The sequence below is a fragment of the Sphingobacterium sp. MYb382 genome (assembly GCF_037572665.1).
GTDB lineage: Bacteria > Bacteroidota > Bacteroidia > Sphingobacteriales > Sphingobacteriaceae > Sphingobacterium.
This window is the reverse complement of record NZ_JBBGZT010000028.1, coordinates 420,796-442,478: the sequence shown is the minus strand read 5'-3', so window position 1 is coordinate 442,478 and position 21,683 is coordinate 420,796. Positions and strand designations below refer to the sequence as shown.

Genomic DNA, 21,683 nt, shown 5'->3' with positions numbered 1-21,683 from the left:
TTTTTATTATATCCGGCATATTTCTAACAATGTATCTATAGATAGTATCTTATGTTAAACATACTCTCTTATCTGACCTAAAAGATCACAATAACAAAGGAAAAGAGAAGCTTCGAAAGTATAAAATGGATATTTGATAGAGGTATTACATAGATGCCAGTTTCCATTTATTATTTCTGTATCAAAATAAAACAAGGGAGCTTTCTGATTTTTATTTTATTCGTAACAGTAAGGAAGCAAACATTTGCTGTCTGCTCGCTAAGAAAAGCTTATTTCGATGGTACATTACGGAATGTTAACTAAAATTTGCAATTTGTTTACCCAACTTTACAAACACCATAAAATAGATGTATTGTTGCCCCCTAGGATAATGGGGTTAAAGTTAATCGCCATATAAACACTTACTTTATACTCGCTGCATACGAGCAACTTTCTGAAAAGCATGAAATACTGTAGCAAAAGACTTAGCAGACTCAAAGTTGCTAAATTTATATCCTTCATTAAGCCCCGTTTTTGTTTGTAAACAAATCTCGCCATATTGCACAACAGGAATTTGATAATTTCCTTTAAAGCGTCTATCTGGGCTACCATTTTTATTCACCTTTGCCCAAGTATACTCCATAATATTTGCATCCCGAGGAACAGATTCTTGCTCTGTAAACCGAACTTGGCTAAACGTTAGTTCTAAGTCTGCAATACTAATAATAGCAAAATCTCCATTACTTCTATACATAACTACAAAAGAAGGATAGATGTACAAATCAGCACCATTAGCATTTTGAAAGTATAGCACGTTGAAATCCGATTTTAATTCGGTTATTGAATTGAAAGAAAAAGATACCTGATGTCTTTCTACCATCGTACTTGCCGAAGAACGTGTAATTGCTCTATCTTCAAAACGCGTGCTTGTAATATCCCATATTTTATGACAATTTATAAGATCTTCAAAAGCAAGTGTTAATTTGTTATATAAAGTTTTAATTTCTGGCACAAAATCGATTTTCAACTGAATGTATGAAGTATCAATCTCTTCCTTAAGTTTTTCAATTGCTTGTTCTTTACCTAAGATATTAGTCTTATATTTTTGAGAAATAGACTTATTAATAAATCCATATAGAAACAAGTGACTAAACTTTAACTTCCATCGACTTCTCCTTAAAAGATCGTCTTGTTGCCGCAAATCTTGTTGTAAAGATAACCTTGTCTCACGCGCTAAAAGGATAATATCCTTAATTTCCCGCATATCTGGGCTCGTTATCCGATTAATTTCAGCACTTGAAATAATTGTTTTATTTGTTTCAAAAATAGCACGCGGATAAATATTGGCAGGTTTGCTAGGTAGCTTTCCACTACCCAACCTTTGACGATTATAAAGTCCGAGTTGAGGTATGCTCGCGTTTAAATAGGTTCCTTTTTTATTGAAGGTTACTCGTGCCCCTTTGGGGCCTATGGTCGTTGAAATACCACTTTTACTTAAATTCAAGTATACCCCTGGAATAATTTTAACGCGTTTTCTGAAACTCCAAGCCATGATTTCTGTATTTATTTAATAGATTGTTATTCAAACAAATATAAACCAAACCTGTAATTTATCTTACGGATTCCCGTAGCCATTACACAACCTTGCCACTTCTGCCTAGCAACGAAAGTTTTTCTGCTAGTAAGGGTCGCTAAAAGACTCAATTACAATGATATAATCAAAACCACTAATAATACAACTGCAAACAGTGATACCCAGCATTACGTAGCAAACCTTCGATAAGCTTAGGTGAGGTCTCTGAAGCTTCTATACGTAGTATTTTATCTTCATCTTGACGATCAATAGACCAACTTTTAATCCCTGTAGTTCCATTAAAAAGTGCTTTGACCTTCTTTTCATCTTTTAGGGTATCAACATTCGTCTCAAAAATCAATATATCCATGGGTACCATCTATTCTTTAGGTTACTTGTTTTCTCAAACAAGTACTCGTGTAATCTCGAAGATAATTAGATTTCACACAGCATTGGGAAACATTATACCAACCATTCAGTTTATTGTACAAACAGGCCTTTGGCATATAGAACCGGGAATATTAATCAGTCCGACTTTAGCGTATAGAGCGACTCTCCATACAACTAGTCTTATAAATTTCTACACAAATCTAGTTCAGCTGCTCTCGAAATTCTAGCGGTGTCAAACCTGTCTTACTTTTAAATAATTTATTAAACGACTGTGGGTATTCGAATCCCAATTCATAAGCAATTTCAGCAGCGGTCAGTTGGCTACTGGATAGCTTTTGTTTAGCCAAGTCGATTAATTTAGCATGTATATGTTGCTGGGTATTCATCCCCGTTAAGCTACGTAACAAATCACTGAGGTAGCCGGACGACACATGTAGTTGTTCCGATAGTTGCTTGACCGAAGGTATCCCCTGCTTTAAACCATTCGTTTCCTCAAAGTAACGCTGCAAGTTTTCTTCAAACCGTGCAATGATGGGGCTTCCAGCAGCCTTACGCGTAATAAACTGTCGTTTATAATACCGATTACTATAATTCAAAATTACAGCAATATAAGAAACAATTAAAGCTTGACTCGTCTCATCAATAGCGGTCTCTAACTCGTCTCTGATCTCTTCAAAAAGCTGGATAAGCTTGGCTTTTTCTTGTTCTGATAAGTGCAGGGCCTCATCAATATGGTAAGAGAAGAACCCATATTGTAAAATCTCTTTTGCCAAAGGGCTACCTGCCAAAAGGTCGGGATGAAAAAACAAACTAAAGCCTGTACATTCATCCTGTGCGTCCATTACTGCTATCGCTTGATTGGGTGCGACGAACAACAACCCGCCTTCATCAAAGTCGTAATACCCTTGCCCGTACTTAATTTTACCACTCAAATTACTCTTATAAGAGATCATGTATAAATCATGTACCACATGACTAAGCCCTGGTTCGGGCGAAAGATTATCATGATCAAAAAAGGCAATCAAAGGATGTTTAGGCTTTGGTGCTCCCAAGGCTGTGCATAGCTCTGAAATCGATTTAAAATATTTTAATTCTTTATTGGATATAGACTTGTCGATCATTCTCTTTCGTCATAAAGTATACTGGAAAAAGCTAACACATAAATCTAGCCAATTTTATTGGTCTGTCATTTGATAAAATACAAGGCTATAGGAAATAGCCTTGTACAGTATAGGAGAATACATCTTAAGATTCAAAGTGAATGCCTAAACCTGCAGCCAACTCTTTGCGAAAAGCCTCAGCGCCAATTTCTAGGCGTCGTTTGTAGCTATCCACCGCATCTGGACCCGCGAAATAGCGTAGTTGTGCTTTTCCATCCGTTGCCGCTTCATACACAATATCGGCAATGGATTCCGGCGTTGAAAATACCATTGGGCTATCTTCTTGCTGGAAACTAGCCATAAACTGCGTAAAGCGTTCAGCATAATCAGTATGCTGCGCTACATCAAGTGAGCGCGCCATAAAGTCGGTAGCAATACCTCCTGGTGCTACTGTTTTCACACCGATATGAAAAGGAGCTAGCTCGATGGAAAGACTTTCGCTCCATCCTTCCAATGCCCATTTTGTAGCATGGTAGATGGATGAAAAAGGAAAAGCTATGTGCCCAGCAATAGAACTTGTATTAATAATCAATCCGCTCCCATTTTGGCGCATATGTGGTAAGAATGCTTGCGTCACACGGATGACACCTAGCACATTGGTATCAAACTGACGCGCAATTTGTGCATCGCTATAGCCTTCTAAAGGGCCTGTCAACCCGTATCCGGCATTGTTGAAGAGCAAATCTATGGGTGCAATTTTAACCGCAGCATCCACTGTTGCTGCTATCGACTTTTGGTCGGTTACATCCAAGGGTAGTACATATACATTGTCGAGCTTAGTCAACTCTGTTTCTTCAGCAGGTTGACGCATCGTAGCGATTACACGCCAGCCTTTCGCTACAAATAACTTGGCGGCAGCTTTCCCTAAACCTGAGGAAGCGCCAGTAATAAAGATTGTTTTCATGTTTATCTCGCTTATTTACCTAAAAAAAGTCCGTTCGTAAAACTGTTGAATTCCTCCTCCGAGCTGCTGCGTCTAACGTTTAGCAAGGGTTGAATATCGCTTGTTGGCGCATAACGCAGCTGATCATCATCAGCCGTAGCTGCAGCATACAAAGCAGCGACTATCTTTTCCACCGCATCCTCATCGGAATTGGCTCCTAGATTTGCATACATCTCCTCACTTTTCTGCAAAAAAGGAATATAGTCAGGAATGATGGATGCGTTCTTTCCCTCTCCCCATACACGTTGTAAAAAATCCGTTTGCGTCGCACCGCCAGGCTCCACAATACGCACCTTGATGCCAATAGCGGCAAGCTCATAGCGTAGACCTTCAGACCAGCCTTCTAGCGCAAACTTAGAGGCATTATAAATCGATGCATTGGGAAAGCCTACAACTCCTGCTCCGGAGCTCACATTAATCAACACCCCAGATTGTTGCGCTCTAAAATGTGGCAGAATAGCCTTTGCTACGTCCATAGCGCCAAATAGATTGACGGCAAATTGCTGCTGAATAGCTTCCTTCGTGAAGCTTTCAAAAATGCCAAAAAGACCATAACCAGCATTATTGATGACGACATCTATTTTTCCAAACCGAGCAAGTCCAGCCGTGATGGCCGCATCTATTGATGCTGTATCTTCAACATCGAGATGAGTTACAAAAATATTTTCCTGTTTATTAAGCTGTTTGTCTTTGCTCGTATCACGCATGGAGGCGATAACGTTCCAACCTTTAGCTGCGAAATAGTTGGCTGCTGCAGCTCCAAATCCGGTAGAACTTCCTGTGATTAATACGGTATTTTTCATTTTGTTACTTTTATATTTATCATTTAACAAGACAAATATCTTAGGAAATTTAAACCTGAAATAAACCAAAACGAGGCACTTATCATCCAAAATCAGGGTAAACGTTTTGCTAAGTAAAAAAGTAGTAGGAATACGACAGAAAAGGGGTCGATACCCTCGAAATGCTACATATGAACTGACCACGAATGGCTTTGTTTTGCTTAAGCCTTATGTGGTTAAATCACAAAAAGTAACAGACCTATTAAATAATGTAGGAAAAGACTTCGTTCAGTACTAGAGAAACTGGTGTACTGGGCAGAAAACTATAAAGAGATTTTAAATGGTGCCCCGATAGGGGGGGAAATAGATTAATGCGCAGTGAGGCATTAATCTATTTATATGATGTTAAGGTCCTTAAAGTTTAGGATTACGCAGTTCAAACCAGAGATGAGGATCTCCTTCATCATCAAAAATTCCCTTTTCAATAAATCCACATTTTTTCAGGACGCTCTGAGAGCCTAAATTTCGATGATCTGCATAGGCATAAATTACAGTCAATTTCAGCTCCTCAAAAGCATACGCTATAGCAGCTTTAGACGACTCTGTTGCATAACCTTTCCCCCAAGCCGATTTTATAAAACGGTAGCCTAAATCATAAAAATCGACATGTCCATTGGTTGGCTCTTTTACAAATTTAAAAGCTCCCCAACCAATAAAACTATTGCTTTCCTTTTCTACAATTGCCCAACGGGCGATGCCATTATCGGTATATTGTTGACGAATAAAACGGATGACTTCCCGCGCTTCCTCGATAGATTGAATTGGTTTTTTACCTAAGAATTCGTGCACTTCTGGGTCCGAATCTAAACTAAACATACCAACGTCATCACTTTCCGCTAACTCTCTAAAATAAAGTCTTTCCGTTTCAATAATCTTCTTCATATCCTTGCTTAATTTTATTTAATCAGGAAGTTACGTAATTTTCAGTAATTCTGTGGGCGCTAATCCAAATTCTTTTTTGAAAGCGAATGAGAAATGAGAGAGGTCTTCAAAGCCCAAATCAAGGTAAACGCTGCTCGGGCGTTGTTGCTTTTCCTTAATCAGGTAGTAGGCTTCTTGCAATCGTTTATGCTGTAACCAGCTGCGCGGTGATGTTTGAAAAATCTTCTGAAAATCACGCTTAAAGGTAGCTAGACTCCTTCCCGTGAGGTAAGCGAAACGCTCTAGTCCCACATTGAAATGAAAATTCTGCTGCATGAAGGCTTCCAGATTAATTTTATAAGGCGCAGAGAAATCCAGTAAAGCATCACGCAGCTGTGGTGCCTCTTTAAACAACAACATTAAAGCTTCCTTCTGCTTCAAGATCAATAAATCCGGTGCCTTATTTTCGAGTAAATCCTGATATTGAAGCAACGACTCCATAAAAAAGGGCAAATACTTTGCTTCCGACAAATCAGTGAAAGCGCTTACTTTTTTATGCTCCTGCGGAGGATGATAGCCTTCTGCCCTAGCCAACTCCTGCAGGAGTTCATCGCTAAAACGTATGGACAACGACTTAAAGCCTTGTTCGTCTGTTGGTCTTTTTGTAAACTTTAAGAGCTGGTTTTTACACGCAAAATAAACCTGTCCTTTTCTGAAAAGATAGCGTTGCGTTCCATCATTCAACTCCATTTCACCATCGATAACCATAGACAAAAAATGATGCGGAACAAACTGTTCTCCTTCCCGATAGGTATTTAGGTAACACGAGTAATTGATGTAAGGTATTTCGTCTGCTGTAGCCATAATCATAAACCTAAAAAATCCTATCGGACAGCACCGCCCAATAGGATTATAAAATTAACTTTTTCTATTTAAATTAAAATCGCTTTAGGCTCCAAATAAGCCTCTAGTCCGTAGGTTCCATATTCACGACCAATACCCGACTGTTTAAATCCGCCGAAAGGTGCCAGTGGGTCATGTTTAAACCCGTTAATATTCACACGGCCGGCATCAATCTGAGCAGCTACACGCAACGCACGCTCCTCATCGCCAGAACTGATGTATGCCGCTAATCCATAGTTGGTATCATTAGCGATAGCAATAGCATCGTCTTCATCCTCAAATGGGATAATGGACAATACAGGGCCGAATATCTCTTCTTGCGCAATACGCATCGCGTTATTTACCCCTGTAAAGATCGTCGCTTTCACAAAATTACCATCTTCCAATCCTTCAGGCTTACCTAACCCTCCAGCGAGTAATTCGGCACCTTCATCCAATCCTAACTGGATATAACGCTGTACACGCTCATATTGCTTCTCTGAAACCATTGGCCCTACATGGGAGGCTGTATCGGTTGGCAATCCAACTTGCACTTGTGCTGCAGCAGCCTTTGCGATAGCATTTACTTCTGCTAATTTTGATTTAGGCACTAATAAACGTGTGGGCGCCACACAAGCCTGACCGCTATTCATATAAGCACCGAAAACAGCCATTGGAATTACCTTCTCAAGGTCTGCATCCTCTAGGATGATATTAGGCGATTTACCACCCAACTCCAAAGTTACACGCTTCATGCTATCTACAGCACCTTTAGCTATTAGTTTGCCGGTGATAGTAGACCCTGTAAAGGATATTTTAGCAATAGCAGGATGTGCTGTTATCGTTGCCCCTACCGTGCTTCCTAATCCATTCACCAAGTTGAATAAGCCTTTAGGTAGGTCTGCCGCATGGAAACATTCCAATAAAATTTCCGTTTGTGAAGCACTCATCTCGCTAGGTTTCACCACAACTGTACATCCGGCAGCAATAGCTGTTGCAAACTTGCCACAAATAAAACTGTTGCTTGCATTCCAAGGCGTAATGATACCCACAACACCAACGGGTGTCATCTGCACAAGCGTCTCTCCAGCTATACGCTGAAAATCGTAGCTACGTAAGGTTGCGATGGTGCTATCAAAAGCTGAAACCGTAAACTGCATACTCATCTCGCAAAACTTACGGGTACCGCCATACTCTTGTATCATGACTTCGATAAGGTCTTCTTGTCTTTTGCTAACTTCAGCTTTCAAACGTTCCAAAATAGCGATTCGCTCTTCGACCGTTGTTTTAGAGAATGTTTTGAAAGCTGCTTTCGCCGCAGCAATGGCAGCTATAGTATCCTGCTCCGTTCCCAGGACTACTTCTGCGATTTTCTGATGATTACTCGGATTGATTAAATCAAATACGTCATTTCCATGAAGGGTGACGAACTCGCCATTGATATACGCTTTATCTATTCTTTTCATTGTCTTATTATTTTAATTTGATAAGACAAAGTTCAGCTATTTTTAAAGGGAGTGTTTTGCTGTACAGCTCAATTTTACTTTGCTAAAAAGCTCATCGAGAAAAGGAAATGATAAACTATAGCGGATTCCTCAGCCAACATTTTTAACATTTTGGGTTGTGAATGGTTCTTCAGGATATACTCTATACTTTCCTCGTCTTTTCTTGAGTATAGATATCATACCATATGGCTGCTTTGAAGTTTATTAGATTTTTAAAAGTATGTTCCGTATGAGCAATCAACTTAGTCAACAGCTCATCATTAGGTTCCTCTTCTCCTTCCAGTACCTTATTTAAAAATGTAGAATCTATGGATAAGTCCTTAGCGAAGATGTCTGTATCTGAATATAAAATAGAGCTATACTCTTGAAGGAAGTTGATAAACGAATAGCTATTCGTTGTTTGTTCTGGCTTCAAAGACTCTTCCATTTGCAATTTCAACTGAATTAACCGTGCGTCCAAAATAAGCTCAGGAGAGAGTTGAGCCATTTGTTTCTTTCGGGCTTCTAATATTAATTTGCCATCAGCTAACTTATCTGCAAAAGTAGCATGCCGAGAATCCATAACCTCGTATAAAATCTCAAAATCTTTAACTTGACTCTTCATAGCTAACTGTATTTAAAAAAGCCAAAACTTCCATTAACCCTTATAAAACAACCTATTATAAATATAACAAAAAATAAGCAGAATCCAAAATGACATAACATACCAAAGCTACACTACCATAGTAGAGCTAGGTAATGCCGGTAAAAGAAAGATTTCATGGAGGTAGCTACTCATAGCTGGTTTCACAGAAATCGCTACCTAAGAAAGATGAAATTAATCCAGAAGACAACAAAATAGTTAGGGCCCTATTCCTATTTCGTTGTTTATCGATTAGTCCAGTTGCAATTTAAACACCTTGTCGAGTTGCTTCTTGTTGGCGTAAGAAGGTGTTGCGCGCATGATAGCATTGCGTAGCCATACGCCAAATCGGTTATCTACATGGGCGATTCTACCAATTGCTCGGCTGCTGTTGACTATCTGCAAGGCTTTGGGCTTCCGTAGCTGCTCATACTGCTGAAAGGCAACTTGGATAGCCTCTCCCTTAGCCAGTAGCCTACCCAAAATATAGGCATCCTCTATGGCTTGACACGCCCCCTGTCCTAAGTTGGGCGTTGTAGCATGTGCTGCATCACCAACTAAACACACCTGCTCCTGCTGCCAATGGTCTATAGGTTTCAAATCAACAATATCGCTCGTAAAAATAGGGGTGTTTATTCCTGCGGCTATGATAGCCTGCACATCGGGATGGAAATCATGAAAGCTACGTTGCAGATTCTTGTCTTTAGCATGTTGATTTACCAGCGCATACCAATACACCTTATTGGCACTTAACTTCACAAAACCAAAACGCTTACCTCTTCCCCATGCCTCGTTGAGCTCATGCTGATAGTCGTCGGGCAACTCCATTTCGCTAACGCCACGCCAGCAAAGCTGTGCTGCATCACGTAGTTTACTCGCTGGAAACAACAGTTTCCGTACCACGGAGTTTATCCCATCGGCACCAATCAGCCAGCGTGTAGACGTCACAGCACCATCCTCAAAATGAAGCTGGTAATTTCCTTTTTTTTCAATCTTAACCAATCGCTTTCCTAGGCTTATATGTTCCATTCCTACTGCTTCCAGCAGCAGTTGCTGCAAAACTCCCCGATGGATAGCCGTGTTGGCCACTCCATATTGCTGTTCGAAGCTACTGAGGTCGACCACAGACAGGTTATTCAGCTGTGCGTCGGTAATCTTCATCGTTGAAATACGGTTGCCGGCCTGTGCCACCTGCTCGTGGATGCCTAAAGATTGAAATACCTGCATCGCATTGTTGGCCATAATAATGCCTGCTCCTATAGGTTTTATCTCGGTGGCTCCTTCGTAAATATGCACGGGATAGCCCTGCTGTTTTAAGGTTAGTGCCGTTACCAGTCCTCCAATTCCGGCCCCAATAATTGTGATTGTATCTTTCATAACATATATGTTTTGATACCACAAATGTAATGGGCTACACCTAGCAAAAACGTTCACTTAAGTTAATAAATGCAGGTATTAGTAGGAGTCGAAAAAGGAGTTTATCGTAAACTGCCCTCTTTAAGCTTAGCGCATAAGCCTTTTGCGGATGCGGCTCAACGATTGCGGCTGGATACCTAAATAACTGGCTATATATTTTTGTGGAAACTGAAGTACAATTTCAGGGTAATCCTCTAGAAGCTTTAAGTATCTATTTTCTGGGGTATAGTAAAGCAGTTCTTCGATGCGATGCTTGGCTGCTAAGTATACTATTTCCGTCATGCGACGGGCAAAGGAGCGCCAGTAATCATCGCTATGGGTAAGCTCCATCCAGTTTTTACGTGATATCAATGCCACATGCGACGTTTCCAAAGCCTGTATATTCAACTTCGCTTTGCTCTCTAGTAGAAAGCTCTCAAAATCAGTAAAACCCATCTCTTCGAGACGTTTATGAAAATGAAAGAGGAAGTTCACCTCATCTCCTTCTTCATTGATGTAAAAAGTACGCAATGTCCCATCGATGGTAAAGCCTATAAAATTGCAGTATTCCCCTTCTTGGAGTAAAAATTCGCGTCTTTTAAGCTCTTTAAATTCTAACAGGGCATAGAATGTATCCATACGGGACTCCTCCACGCCAAGCGCTTGAATAAGGGTATTTTTAAAGGCGATATGATTAATCATCGTACTTAAAAGCTTTAAAATCCTTCAAATATACATATCCGTGCTTATGCTGTCAAAAGGAAAGCAACGAAATCCGAGACCTTGAACAGGTTACCATTTCCTCCTGCCAAGGTATCTTTATTTCTGATTTTTCAATATTTGCTTAATATATTTTATAGCCTTGGGTTTCACGGCTCGATAATCGTAGTTCTTTTCAAAAGTGATACCTGAGTTAGCTCTTCTTTTCTCCGAGAAAGTAACGCATAAGAAATAAAGCATGTCGTCAGATTTTGAAAATGGCGAGTACTCCGTTTGCACTCGAAACCTAAGGTCGCCATCTGTCTTAAGGACGTAAAAGCAGTGCTTATTATAGATATTTGTGCTTGGCCCATCTTCATAACGCTCAAATGCTAAAACCTTATTACCCTTTACCTCAAACTGCTCAATACAAAACATGTCTTCCATATCCGTATCATTCAACAAGCTATCAGCATGTGCTTTATACAGCCCCTTCTTTAGCGGCTCTACAGCCTTATAATCTCCCAATTGATAATAGGCTTGAATTAACTTCGATTGGGTGAAGTAATCAGTAGGATTCATCTGTAATAGGTAATCAAAATAAGGAATAGCTGCTTTATAATTACCTAAAAAGCTCTCCAATAAACCTAAATTATAGAAGGAAACCATATAGCTTTCCGTTTCTGGTTCCAAGTTTGCCAAGGCCTCTTTAAACACTAAAATACCATTTTTATAGTCTCCCATTTGTCCATAGGCTTGTCCTAAAGCAAAAGCATTATCGAAATCTTTAGGGTCAAGCTCCTTGGCTTTACAATAAGCAATAATGGCCTCTCCGTATCGTTGCAATGATTTTAGGATATCTCCTTTTATGCGGTAACTATCGGATAGGGTATCATCCTTTTTCAAGGCCATATCGATAAACTCCAAACTGGTTGCAAAATTCTTTTTCTCCATATTGGCGAATGCCAAATAATAGAGAGATGGGACATCAAGCAACTGCGCATCGGCAGTATACTCTTCAATGATAGTATCAAACTTCCCTTCGTTGTATAGCCATTTCAGAGCATCTTCTTTTGTTGGCTTCTCTTGAGCCTGCGCCATGGGCGACACAAAAAAAAGTAGGCAGATGCTATATAATGCAACGATAGTTTTCATAGGAATAAAAAGATGAATAAATATTGGTTTTCAGTTGTCTATCCTTAAAGATAAGATATTTTTCAAAGAATAGCACTCCTAATATGGCATTAATGAGATTATTAAAGGGACTACATTTGAGGACTTACACCAATCTCATGGATTTATTTTTTATTTTTGGGAGCCTGTCTTTTGCAGGCTAATATCAATCCTAATAATTTAACGATGCTTTTAGAACAACTTAAAGACTCCCCACAAACGATAGCATTTAATGATGTTATTGCTTACATCGATGCACATTATGATTTTACGCCAACGAAATTTACCAATGGCGATACAGTAAATGAAGCCAACCAAAATAATGGTTCATGCAAAGTATTTAGCTTTGCTAAGCTTCAAGGATTGGAAAAAGAAGAGGTATTAGCCCTATTTGGTGCTTTCTACCGTGAAGATGTCCTTCAAAATCCAACAGGAACAGACCATCAAAACATACGTAACTTTATTCAACATGGCTGGGCAGGCATCACTTTTGAAGGTGAAGCATTAAAGGCTAAGTAAGCCATCGTCGTTATAAACTCGCGCTTCCTTTTATGCGCGAGTTCTATAGATTTCGTCCATAGCTAAAATCGCGGTGTGGGCTACCGACTCATCAAAACCGAGGCAACTGGCCTATTTTGTTTTTTCTTCAGGAAAATATTTTAAATCTACCTTCTCTCCTATTACTTTTCCTTTCATAATCAACAAAATACACTATTTACCGTGCTAACTATACGCTAGACCGATAAATGATAAACAATAGGTCCAAATACGTAGCCCAACCAAGGACTTTATCTATTGAAAATCATGAAATTATACGGTTTCCCGTATCGTATTGTCAAAAAAAATGCAGAGCTTTAGTAAAACGACTGATTAACACGCCCTAATCAACTGAACACGAAGCACGTAAATCCGTAATCACAAAACATATGTATACGCTATCTGCCCATTTTTCAGAGTACTTAAATGAATTAAAATCGAAACAAGGAATTGCCCACTATTTACAGGATATCGTAGACCTGCTGGTGGTCGAAGGAACCGTAGTTCAAGATATTGATAAGGTACTTGGCAGATATGCGATTCAAGATTTTGACACCATAAAGATAGAATCTATAGACCTTCTTATAGACTATGCAAACTATATTCTCGAGGACTCCGTCATCTGCGACCAGGAGGCACTTGATTTTGAAATACTAAAAAAGGTATTCCGCATTCGTGAAGGCGAGTTTTTACAACACCGCAGTTTTCAGGTAAACGAAATTTTAAAGAAGGAGTTTATACGTATCTATTCTGATAATTTTGTAGACCAAAAAGAAGAGCTCGAAAAGGTGAATTTACAAGCTTTGTTCAACTTAAGCTACGACCAGTTTGAAGAAATCAAACAAGATGAGGTCATTAAAGCATTGCTCCACGGGGCAAATCCAGAAGACCTAAGCATAGCTACCATTCCTAAAGGATTCCGAGTGTAAGCTCTTTCAAGAATGAAGCATTGAAGAAAGAAGGATTACTTGTCTTTTGAAAAGCTATGCTAAAAATTTACACCTCGGGTGAAAAACATTAAACCGTAGCTCAATATTTTTGCTTAATTTTCTTTTCGTTATTTTCTTCAAACCATTTAAATAATCTCTCCCTTTAAGACCAGTTTATGAATTTGTTAACAAAAACCTCTCTTTCCATTTTGTAGACAAATCTTTAAGCTATTTATCTGCAATAGCACCTTTTATTACATATTACAGCGTTAAGTTTATCCTTTCGGTTTCACTTCATCTGGCGACCATTCTTCGCTAAGATGCCCCATCCACTGGTGGTACATTTCATCACCTGTATGCTGGGTAAATTCTATATTGAGCTGGTTGACCTCAAGTTCCAAAATATCGTTACAGATTTCAATGAGTCTTTTAGACAGCTTTTCGCGAGTTTCCCTTGGTCTGCCTGCACGTATATCACACATCATGATAGCGGTCGGTTCAGGATCGCCTTCACCACAGCGCCACACGCTTCCTTCCCCCAGCTCTCGAATGGTTACCGTAATTCTTTTGACATCTGCTTGCATAATATCGGCATAAGACTCACCAATGCTTTTAGCAAGTTGCTTTTTTACAGCTGTACTATAACTTTTGTTTACTTCTATCTGTATATATGGCATACTCTAATTTTTGTTTGTTCATGATTGAAAGAAGCATTGAACACCTCTATTTAACTGATAATCTGACAAATTTAAATCTTTTTTTTATAAAATCAGCCTCCACGCAAGGGTAACCACTCCGTATCAGGCTCTCTCTGACAAATCGTGCATACATTACCTACTTTTGTATAAACTGCCAAGGCTCCCCTCCTCATACCTTTGTATCATCAAATTATTAAAAAATAAAACAAGATGAGTAAAGTATGGTTTATCACCGGAACATCATCCGGTATAGGAAAAGAACTTGCAAAGCAAGTATTGGCAGCTGGCTATAATGCGGCATTGGGTGCACGTAAAACAGATGACGTGAAAGACATCGTTGCAGCATACCCTGACACGGCAATCGCCGTAACTTTGGATGTTACCAAAGAAGACCAGATTGTTTCTTCCGTTAAGGATATTGAACAGAAATTCGGACGTATCTATATTCTAGTAAACAACGCCGGTATCGGATATTTTGGTTCTATTGAGGAAAGCGAAGAGACTGAAGTTAGACATATGTTCGAAATCAACTTCTTCGGTCTGGCAAAATTGACCAATCAGGTACTGCCAATCATGCGCAGACAAAAAAGTGGCCATATCCTGAATGTAACCTCTATCCTGAGCCTGGTAAGCTACCCTGCGGTAGGTTTCTATAGCGCTACCAAATTTGCATTAGACGGTTACACGGAGTCATTATCAAAAGAAGTTGCGCCGCTTGGCATTAAGGTTACGGCGATTGCTCCAAGCAGTTTCCGGACAGATTGGGCAGGACGTTCTGCAAATGAGGCGCCTAACACCATCGAAGACTACAAGGGAACAGCGGACGCTAATAAAACGAGCATCCGTAATAACAGCGGGAAACAAGCCGGTGATCCTGCTCGTGCCTCAAAAGCTATCATCAAGGTTGTGGAAAGCGATAAAGCACCGCTACGTTTATTATTGGGAGAAGCCGCGTTCAAAGGAGCAAACGGTAAATTAGTTGCCATGAAAGCCGAGATTGACGAATGGGCAGAAACAACAATAGGAGCAGATTTCCCAAAAGAAGAAAAAAACAAATAATTAATAGAACTTAATGACAACAATTTCAAAATGAAAAAGTTAATAGTAATATTCACGATAGCATTGACAGCAGCAACGGGTCTGTCAGCACAGGTACATAAAAAAATAAAAAACAAAAAAGTTCTGTTCGTGGTAACATCCCATGATAAAATGGGTGAAATCGACCGTAAAACAGGTCTTTGGTTGGGCGAATTCACCGACCCTTACTATGTGCTCGCAGATGCAGGTATAGAAATTACCATCGCCTCTCCTAAAGGTGGTCAGGCTCCGGTAGACCCCTTCAGCTTGGATTCTTCTTTTGTAACTGCAGGAACAAAACGTTACGACAGCGACAAGTCTCTTCAAGCAAAACTTGCAAAAACAGCTAAACTGAGCACTGTAAAAGAAAAGGATTTTGACGCAGTTTTCTATCCGGGTGGTCATGGACCGATCTGGGACCTTGCAGAAGATAAAACTTCAGCCAGTCTTATTCAAAAGTTTTATACCAGCGATAAATTAATCGCCTTCGTATGCCACGGTCCTGTTGCACTTAAAAATGCAGTTGACAAAAATGGTACACCAATTGTGAAAGGTAAAAAAGTTACCGGTTTTACAAACGGCGAGGAAGATGCGGTACAATTGACAAAAGTGGTTCCTTTCCTAACGGAAGACCTTTTGAAAAGCCTTGGTGGTAAATACGAAAAAGCAGCAGATTGGGCACCTAATGTAGTTCAGGACGGACTATTGATTACTGGTCAAAATCCACAATCAGCGCAGCTAGTTGGTGAAAAACTACTTGAGGCTCTAAGAAAAAGACATTAAAACAACGTTCATTCGATAGATTGATTGTTATAGGATTTAATGTTAAAAAAAGGACGTCCTTGTATCATATCTTGTAAACAAGATAATACAGGCATCCTTTTTATTAATTTAAAATTTCGGCAATGATACATTACAGTACAATAAACCAGTTACACAAAGCTAATAATTACCCAAAACCGGCGCATCCGATGATGAGCCTTATCAATTGTGATAAGCGTACATCATGCACGATAGCCGCGAGTGAATTCACCAGTGAATTCTACATGATCAGTTTCAAGAAAATGGTTTCAGGTGTATTTAAATATGGGAGGACAGATTATGACCATGACAACGGTACGCTTTCCTTTGCAAGCCCCCGTCAGGTCATCGAAGTGAGGGATGTCGAAATGGAAGAAGATGGCTTTGCCATGTATTTCCACGAAGATTTTCTTACCGGACATCCCCTTCACAACAAAATCAAAAGCTACAGTTTCTTCGAATATGATTCCAATGAGGCCTTGCATCTTTCACCACGTGAAGAGGAAACCATCTGGGAACTTTACAGACAGATAGCGCAGGAGTACAATAACAATCCTGATGAGTTCAGCAGAGAGATTATGCTGGCCAATATTGATACGATGCTGAAGTATTCAGAACGCTTTTACAAAAGACAGTTCGTCAACCGTTACGAAACCAACGGTAAGACCAGTACCAAATTTAACGACATCCTGGTGTCACAGTTTTCTGGCAACCAGTTGCAGGGAAAAGGCCTTCCAAAGGTAAAAGATCTGGCGGCAAATCTGAACATGTCAACCCGTTACCTGAGTGACCTTTTAAAACAGGAGACAGGTAAAACGGCAATAGAGCTCATACATATCTTCTTGATTTCCGAAGCAAAGAACCTTCTAAGAAGTACAGACAGCAACGTAAACGAGATAGCGTATAAGCTCGGGTTTGAGAACTCTCCTTATTTTTCAAGGCTCTTCAAACGTGAAGTTGGCGTAAGCCCCGTTCAGTACAAAAAGCAGCACCTGAACTAGCCATCTGTTTTTTAGATTTCTTATAGTAAATTTTCCGACTACCACTCCGATTTTCAATTTGAGGATATAGGAAGTATATACCCTTTTGTAAAATCGCGGAAGCACTTGCGACTTTTGTATTCGTTTTTTCTTTGGAAACGTCCTAATTTTGAGATTATAAGATAGAATTCCACAAAACTAATTGATAATCAAAATTGATTAGTTTGATTATAACGAAAAATCACCATTGCTGCTTCATATTTTTTTCCAGCAGATTTTTGGTAATCGTTCACAGAATTCACAGGAAGCTGGCTGATACGATAAATCCGTAATCACAAAACATATGTATACGCTATCTGCCCATTTTTCAGAGTACTTAAATGAATTAAAATCGAAACAAGGAATCGCCCACTATTTACAGGATATCGTAGATCTGCTGGTCGTTGAAGGAACCGTGGTGCAAGATATCGATAAGGTACTTGGCAGATATGCGATTCAAGATTTTGACACCATAAAGATAGAATCTATAGACCTTCTTATCGACTATGCAAACTATATTCTCGAGGACTCCGTCATCTGCGACCAAGAGGCTCTTGATTTTGAAATACTAAAAAAGGTATTCCGCATTCGTGAAGGCGAGTTTTTACAACACCGCAGTTTTCAGGTTAACGAAATTTTAAAGAAGGAGTTTATACGTATCTATTCCGATAATTTTGTAGACCAAAAAGAAGAGCTCGAAAAGGTGAATTTACAAGCTTTGTTCAACTTAAGCTACGACCAGTTTGAAGAAATCAAACAAGATGAGGTCATTAAAGCATTGCTCCACGGGGCAAATCCAGAAGACCTAAGCATAGCTACCATTCCTAAAGGATTTCGAGTGTAAACTCTTTCAAGAATGAAGCATTGAAGAAAGCAGGCATATAGCCATACATTTGCCTACCTGCTAATTTTATCTGCTTTCAAGCGCTCTTGCAGATATGGAAGTTGCTTACTATAATCTTGGAGGTTCCAATTGGGGAAGTAAGCCTCCATGGTGGATAACCCTCTAGCCTTGCGTAGCTCATCAATCTTTTCTGCATCTACTAAAGGATAGACGAGTGTTTTCTTTTGCTCTTCATCATAAAAACCTTGGCTACCATACGTCTGTAGCCTGCCTTCTCTCACCGCTATTCGGTCTTCAAGGATTGCGACATTGCTTGATAAAATCTTACCTTCCTTTTCTGCCTCCACAATTAGGGGATAGTATTTTTTCTGTGTTTTTAAGTCGGCATGTTGGATAACGAGAAAAAGAGCTTGTGCTCCTTGAAACCCTACTTCCTCCGGCCCTAGCCAGCCGCGTTCCTCGATTAAGGATGTCACAAACCGTAAGTTGGCTTCATCTTTTTTTCGGATAACAGCTTGGACGCTGTCGAGCTGCTGTTTGTTTGCTCCTTCTTTTTTTAGACGCATCATAACGAGTCGAGCTTGTTGGTCTTCTTGAAAAAGGGAATCCATTTTCGTACTCCATGCTAGGTTTACCTTATTGGGGTCAAAATTAAAACTCGTAACCTGCGCATGGATACTTAACGTGAACAACAAGAAGGTAAGCGACAAGCAATAGTATTTAGGTGGCATAAGCTTTTGAATAGAACCTAAAAATAAGACCTAACAACCTCTTTTCCAAGTAAGCGTACGTTAAAAAAAGTAAAACAAGGAGATAACCTTAGTTGCTCATCTTTTTCCGCTACTGTTTGTTGCTTAGCTGAAGCGTATGGACAACTTATTATCTAAAGATTAGAAAGACATCCGACGGCAGTCGAATAATGTAGATGAGGGAAAAGCTTATACAAAAATAACCGCGGTAAGCTTACGCTTACCACGGTCTCATATCAACCCTACGTTACCATTTTTTTGTTAGTTTAGAACGTTGTTTTTCATAGGTAACCGATGTAGAGTTTATCTTTCCAAGCCGCTCGCACGGTAGCTACGCTCCATTACTTCCGTTTCATCGGGGCGTACTACATTGAATGAGTCGGCTGGTGCTGTTCCAATAATATTTGCGTTATCGTCGAGCAATAATATATCATCAATCTTAACGGTGCTACCTATAACAAAAGTGAAGCCATTTTCGTGATTTGTGGTACTAATTTTTTTATCGTCACCTTTTACGTTTAAAGAAATCTCTTTTACCTGATGAGGATGGATGCCACCATCTTCAACGATGTATTTGACTTTTACGGTTTTAACTTTAAGCAAATCAACCGTACCTCCTGTTGCAGCCACTTTTGGTGTGGATAAAGAATTTGTAAAAGATAATTTCACGGCAGCTCTTTCTTCGTCTATTGAAGGAGCATCGTCCTTTTTACAAGCCATGAATAATGCTGGTGCTACTAGAGCTAAAAAGAAAAGTATTTTTTTAATGTTCATTTTCATAATTAATTGTTTTAAGTATTTAACCTTTATTTGAATTAACAATACAAAGGTATAGTGCGTCTCCAGGAAGAAAGGCCATCATCCGGTTTTCAACTAACAGCTAAAGACATTTCGTTAAAAAACAATGCTGAAGGCATTAAAATCATCGATAACTTAGCTATTAAATACAAGTTTTTAATACTATATTTAGCTTAGGAACCTTATTTAAGTCAATGATTACGGTTGAACATGCTTTTGGATTAGGCACAGACTGGGCTGCACAAATGGCCTCCGGCTTAGGGGGAACTTTTCAGCGCGACCGCTTGGTTATTCCGCCGTCGGTATACACAGGCACCCATTTAATCTATTCTGTAAATAGTGATATCACGGTAATGCTGGCCGATGTGTGTTACCATCAGGATGTTCTCTTTCAGCTACGTAATAAAAGCAGCGACTTCGTAGGCATCTACTACAACCTTACCGAAGGCGAATCGCAGCATCTCTTGGAGAATGGTGCTCGCCCTATGGGTCGGTGGAATTTCAATCTCGCCGTGGTGGATAGCCGTCTTAACTTGGATTACCACGTCAAGGCAGGGGCAGCAACCTTCAACCTTTGTATCTTCATTAAAAGGGAGACGTTACGTTCTTTTCTTGCGGAAGCAAATATATCGGACGATTTGCTGAACCAAATTTTTGATATCAACCAGAATACGATTGTCCGCTACAGCCGTATGAGTACGAGCGCATGGCGCCTACTGGAGGAACTCCGCGAGCGTAATCGGACGAGCAAAGCCTTTCCTATTTTTCTTGCGGCCACGGTGTATCGCTTACTAGGCGACTACCTAGACAAAATGAATGAAGATACCATCGTCATCGAGAAGCTTGACAACGGCGACTTATCGGGTATTATTGCTGCACAGCAGCAGCTACTGGAGCTGCTTGAAGAGCCCTTTCCTGGCATTGACACGCTCGCTAGGACAGCCTGCATGTCGACCACGAAATTTAAGAAGCTGTATGTGAAAATTACAGGATTGACGCCCAGCGTATTTTTTATGACGAACAAGATAGAACGTGCACGTGCCTTGCTGCATACAGGAAAATACAATATTTTGGAGGTAACGGAGAAGTTGAAGTTTACGAGCCCCTCTCACCTTTCGGCGCAATTTAAAAGCCACTTTGGGATGCAACCCAAAGAATATAGCCTCCTACTCTGATGAAGCCTGCACTCTCTACTACTACTCAAAAATTTGTGTACCTCATGGGGCTACACAGCCACTGGCAGCAAGACTTTGTGGCTGGTTTGGGCGCACAGTGGACGGCAGGCTGCAAGCTTACCTTTCCTCCAGAAATTGCACATGGCGATTCTTACTTTCTAGAAATTATTCCTGGCTTAACGGCTTTGATTGCGGATTACACGTTCCATAAGTCTATTGAATTTGTTAAAGCGGCGAGCGAGGCTGATTATTGTATTGCCTACTACGACCTTAGCGAAGAGATAAGTTTGCACCATGTGAATGGCGAGAAATATAAAGTGGGCTATCAATCTCAATTGGGTATGGGGGTGGTAGATGGTGTACTAGAGAGCAGCTATACGCCACCAATAGGCGAGCGTATGTACTCTTTCCGTCTGCTGATTGCCAAGAAACTACTATACAAGCATCTAGACTTAGCTTCGCCCTTGGAAGATGCTAAAGATACCATCTGCTTTTATGACCATATCGATAGCCGCACGCGCATTGCTTTGCTGGACTTGAAAACCCGCAACTTCGGGGAGACTTCTTTCTACCTCACGGTAAAAGGGGTTGCGCTAACGGCCTTTGGCAATTTGGTAGAAAGGATGGCCGAAAAGGAACCGCAACCGGGCTTACTGTCAGAGCAGGATGCTGAACATGTATTGCACACGCAGCAGTACCTTATGGAGCACTTGCGTGAATCTTTTATGGGCTTGGAGCAGCTATCTACGATGGCGCAGATGTCGGCTACAAAATATCAAAAGCTTTTCCGGAAGCTATTTGGAGAAAGTGCAAACAACTTTTTCTTGCGCGAGAAGCTGCGTCTTGCAAAAAAGCTACTTCAAAGTGGCCAATATGCACGTATTAATGAGGTGGCTTATGAGCTCGGCTACAGCAAGCCTGGACATTTTGCATCGGCCTACAACAAGCTATTCAACGTATTGCCGAAAGCAGATTTTTTAGCCAAGGTTGAAAATTAATGCTTCCCTTCACGAAACAAAAGCTTCTCTTTAA

23 protein-coding genes are annotated in these 21,683 nt (G+C 40.1%); 8 read left to right on the top strand and 15 right to left on the bottom strand.

Going from position 1 to position 21,683, the window contains the following annotated elements; translation table 11 throughout:
- Nucleotides 1-406 precede the first annotated feature (406 nt).
- From WH223_RS16435 to WH223_RS16380, 12 genes are all read right to left on the bottom strand, one after another.
- The gene (locus WH223_RS16435; RefSeq protein ID WP_340048866.1) at nucleotides 407-1,531 is read right to left on the bottom strand and encodes a DUF4236 domain-containing protein; all 1,125 of its coding nucleotides are present in this window, start codon (nucleotides 1,529-1,531) and stop codon (nucleotides 407-409) included.
- A gap of 175 nt (nucleotides 1,532-1,706) precedes the next feature.
- Nucleotides 1,707-1,922: a hypothetical protein gene (locus tag WH223_RS16430; protein WP_340048865.1), complete on the bottom strand. Its 216-nt coding sequence runs from the start codon at nucleotides 1,920-1,922 to the stop codon at nucleotides 1,707-1,709.
- A gap of 220 nt (nucleotides 1,923-2,142) precedes the next feature.
- Complete coding sequence (locus WH223_RS16425; protein WP_340048864.1) at nucleotides 2,143-3,063, bottom strand: helix-turn-helix domain-containing protein; 921 nt, start codon at nucleotides 3,061-3,063, stop codon at nucleotides 2,143-2,145.
- Nucleotides 3,064-3,187: 124 nt separating this feature from the next.
- Entirely contained in the window at nucleotides 3,188-4,006 is an 819-nt protein-coding gene (locus tag WH223_RS16420; RefSeq protein ID WP_340048863.1) for an SDR family oxidoreductase, read from the bottom strand.
- Nucleotides 4,007-4,017: 11 nt separating this feature from the next.
- Nucleotides 4,018-4,848, bottom strand: a complete 831-nt coding sequence (locus tag WH223_RS16415; protein ID WP_340048862.1) for an SDR family oxidoreductase — start codon at nucleotides 4,846-4,848, stop codon at nucleotides 4,018-4,020.
- A gap of 393 nt (nucleotides 4,849-5,241) precedes the next feature.
- Nucleotides 5,242-5,769 (bottom strand): GNAT family N-acetyltransferase, encoded by a 528-nt coding sequence (locus WH223_RS16410; protein ID WP_340048861.1) that lies wholly within the window; start codon nucleotides 5,767-5,769, stop codon nucleotides 5,242-5,244.
- 30 nt (nucleotides 5,770-5,799) lie between these two features.
- Nucleotides 5,800-6,612: a helix-turn-helix domain-containing protein gene (locus WH223_RS16405; RefSeq protein ID WP_340048860.1), complete on the bottom strand. Its 813-nt coding sequence runs from the start codon at nucleotides 6,610-6,612 to the stop codon at nucleotides 5,800-5,802.
- A 68-nt stretch (nucleotides 6,613-6,680) separates the two neighbouring features.
- Nucleotides 6,681-8,096, bottom strand: coding sequence for an aldehyde dehydrogenase family protein (locus WH223_RS16400; RefSeq protein WP_340048859.1), 1,416 nt, complete (start codon nucleotides 8,094-8,096; stop codon nucleotides 6,681-6,683).
- Nucleotides 8,097-8,277: 181 nt separating this feature from the next.
- The gene (locus WH223_RS16395) at nucleotides 8,278-8,739 is read right to left on the bottom strand and encodes a hypothetical protein (RefSeq protein WP_340048858.1); all 462 of its coding nucleotides are present in this window, start codon (nucleotides 8,737-8,739) and stop codon (nucleotides 8,278-8,280) included.
- Nucleotides 8,740-9,009: 270 nt separating this feature from the next.
- Nucleotides 9,010-10,134 (bottom strand): FAD-dependent monooxygenase, encoded by a 1,125-nt coding sequence (locus WH223_RS16390; protein ID WP_340048857.1) that lies wholly within the window; start codon nucleotides 10,132-10,134, stop codon nucleotides 9,010-9,012.
- 126 nt (nucleotides 10,135-10,260) lie between these two features.
- A complete protein-coding gene (locus WH223_RS16385; RefSeq protein ID WP_340048855.1) occupies nucleotides 10,261-10,854 on the bottom strand; it encodes a Crp/Fnr family transcriptional regulator in 594 nt (197 codons plus the stop codon).
- A gap of 117 nt (nucleotides 10,855-10,971) precedes the next feature.
- On the bottom strand, nucleotides 10,972-12,006 hold the full coding sequence (locus WH223_RS16380) for a tetratricopeptide repeat protein (RefSeq protein WP_340048853.1): 1,035 nt from the start codon (nucleotides 12,004-12,006) through the stop codon (nucleotides 10,972-10,974).
- A gap of 204 nt (nucleotides 12,007-12,210) precedes the next feature.
- Here WH223_RS16380 and WH223_RS16375 point away from each other — a divergent pair, with 204 nt between their 5' ends.
- Together WH223_RS16375 and WH223_RS16370 are read left to right on the top strand one after the other, a co-directional pair.
- A complete protein-coding gene (locus WH223_RS16375) occupies nucleotides 12,211-12,543 on the top strand; it encodes a HopJ type III effector protein (RefSeq protein WP_340048852.1) in 333 nt (110 codons plus the stop codon).
- A gap of 407 nt (nucleotides 12,544-12,950) precedes the next feature.
- Nucleotides 12,951-13,490 (top strand): hypothetical protein, encoded by a 540-nt coding sequence (locus tag WH223_RS16370; protein WP_340048846.1) that lies wholly within the window; start codon nucleotides 12,951-12,953, stop codon nucleotides 13,488-13,490.
- A gap of 275 nt (nucleotides 13,491-13,765) precedes the next feature.
- Here WH223_RS16370 and WH223_RS16365 read toward each other — a convergent pair whose 3' ends face one another.
- Nucleotides 13,766-14,167, bottom strand: a complete 402-nt coding sequence (locus WH223_RS16365; RefSeq protein WP_340048850.1) for a tautomerase family protein — start codon at nucleotides 14,165-14,167, stop codon at nucleotides 13,766-13,768.
- 231 nt (nucleotides 14,168-14,398) lie between these two features.
- On the opposite strand from WH223_RS16365, the gene WH223_RS16360 reads away from it, so the two are divergent.
- The 4 genes from WH223_RS16360 to WH223_RS16345 all read left to right on the top strand — a co-directional run bounded on the left by WH223_RS16360 (nucleotide 14,399) and on the right by WH223_RS16345 (nucleotide 17,929).
- On the top strand, nucleotides 14,399-15,247 hold the full coding sequence (locus WH223_RS16360; protein ID WP_340048849.1) for an oxidoreductase: 849 nt from the start codon (nucleotides 14,399-14,401) through the stop codon (nucleotides 15,245-15,247).
- Nucleotides 15,248-15,277: 30 nt separating this feature from the next.
- A complete protein-coding gene (locus tag WH223_RS16355) occupies nucleotides 15,278-16,048 on the top strand; it encodes a type 1 glutamine amidotransferase domain-containing protein (RefSeq protein ID WP_340048848.1) in 771 nt (256 codons plus the stop codon).
- A gap of 122 nt (nucleotides 16,049-16,170) precedes the next feature.
- Nucleotides 16,171-17,067, top strand: coding sequence for a helix-turn-helix domain-containing protein (locus tag WH223_RS16350; RefSeq protein WP_340048847.1), 897 nt, complete (start codon nucleotides 16,171-16,173; stop codon nucleotides 17,065-17,067).
- A 322-nt stretch (nucleotides 17,068-17,389) separates the two neighbouring features.
- The gene (locus tag WH223_RS16345) at nucleotides 17,390-17,929 is read left to right on the top strand and encodes a hypothetical protein (protein WP_340048846.1); all 540 of its coding nucleotides are present in this window, start codon (nucleotides 17,390-17,392) and stop codon (nucleotides 17,927-17,929) included.
- Nucleotides 17,930-17,982: 53 nt separating this feature from the next.
- Here WH223_RS16345 and WH223_RS16340 read toward each other — a convergent pair whose 3' ends face one another.
- On the bottom strand, nucleotides 17,983-18,660 hold the full coding sequence (locus WH223_RS16340) for a DUF6624 domain-containing protein (RefSeq protein WP_340048844.1): 678 nt from the start codon (nucleotides 18,658-18,660) through the stop codon (nucleotides 17,983-17,985).
- 321 nt (nucleotides 18,661-18,981) lie between these two features.
- A complete protein-coding gene (locus WH223_RS16335) occupies nucleotides 18,982-19,458 on the bottom strand; it encodes a hypothetical protein (protein WP_340048843.1) in 477 nt (158 codons plus the stop codon).
- A gap of 212 nt (nucleotides 19,459-19,670) precedes the next feature.
- On the opposite strand from WH223_RS16335, the gene WH223_RS16330 reads away from it, so the two are divergent.
- Together WH223_RS16330 and WH223_RS16325 are read left to right on the top strand one after the other, a co-directional pair.
- Nucleotides 19,671-20,651, top strand: a complete 981-nt coding sequence (locus WH223_RS16330; protein WP_340048841.1) for a helix-turn-helix domain-containing protein — start codon at nucleotides 19,671-19,673, stop codon at nucleotides 20,649-20,651.
- Entirely contained in the window at nucleotides 20,651-21,649 is a 999-nt protein-coding gene (locus tag WH223_RS16325; RefSeq protein ID WP_340048840.1) for a helix-turn-helix transcriptional regulator, read from the top strand. Before WH223_RS16330 ends, WH223_RS16325 begins: the two co-directional genes overlap by 1 nt.
- Nucleotides 21,650-21,683: the final 34 nt, after the last annotated feature.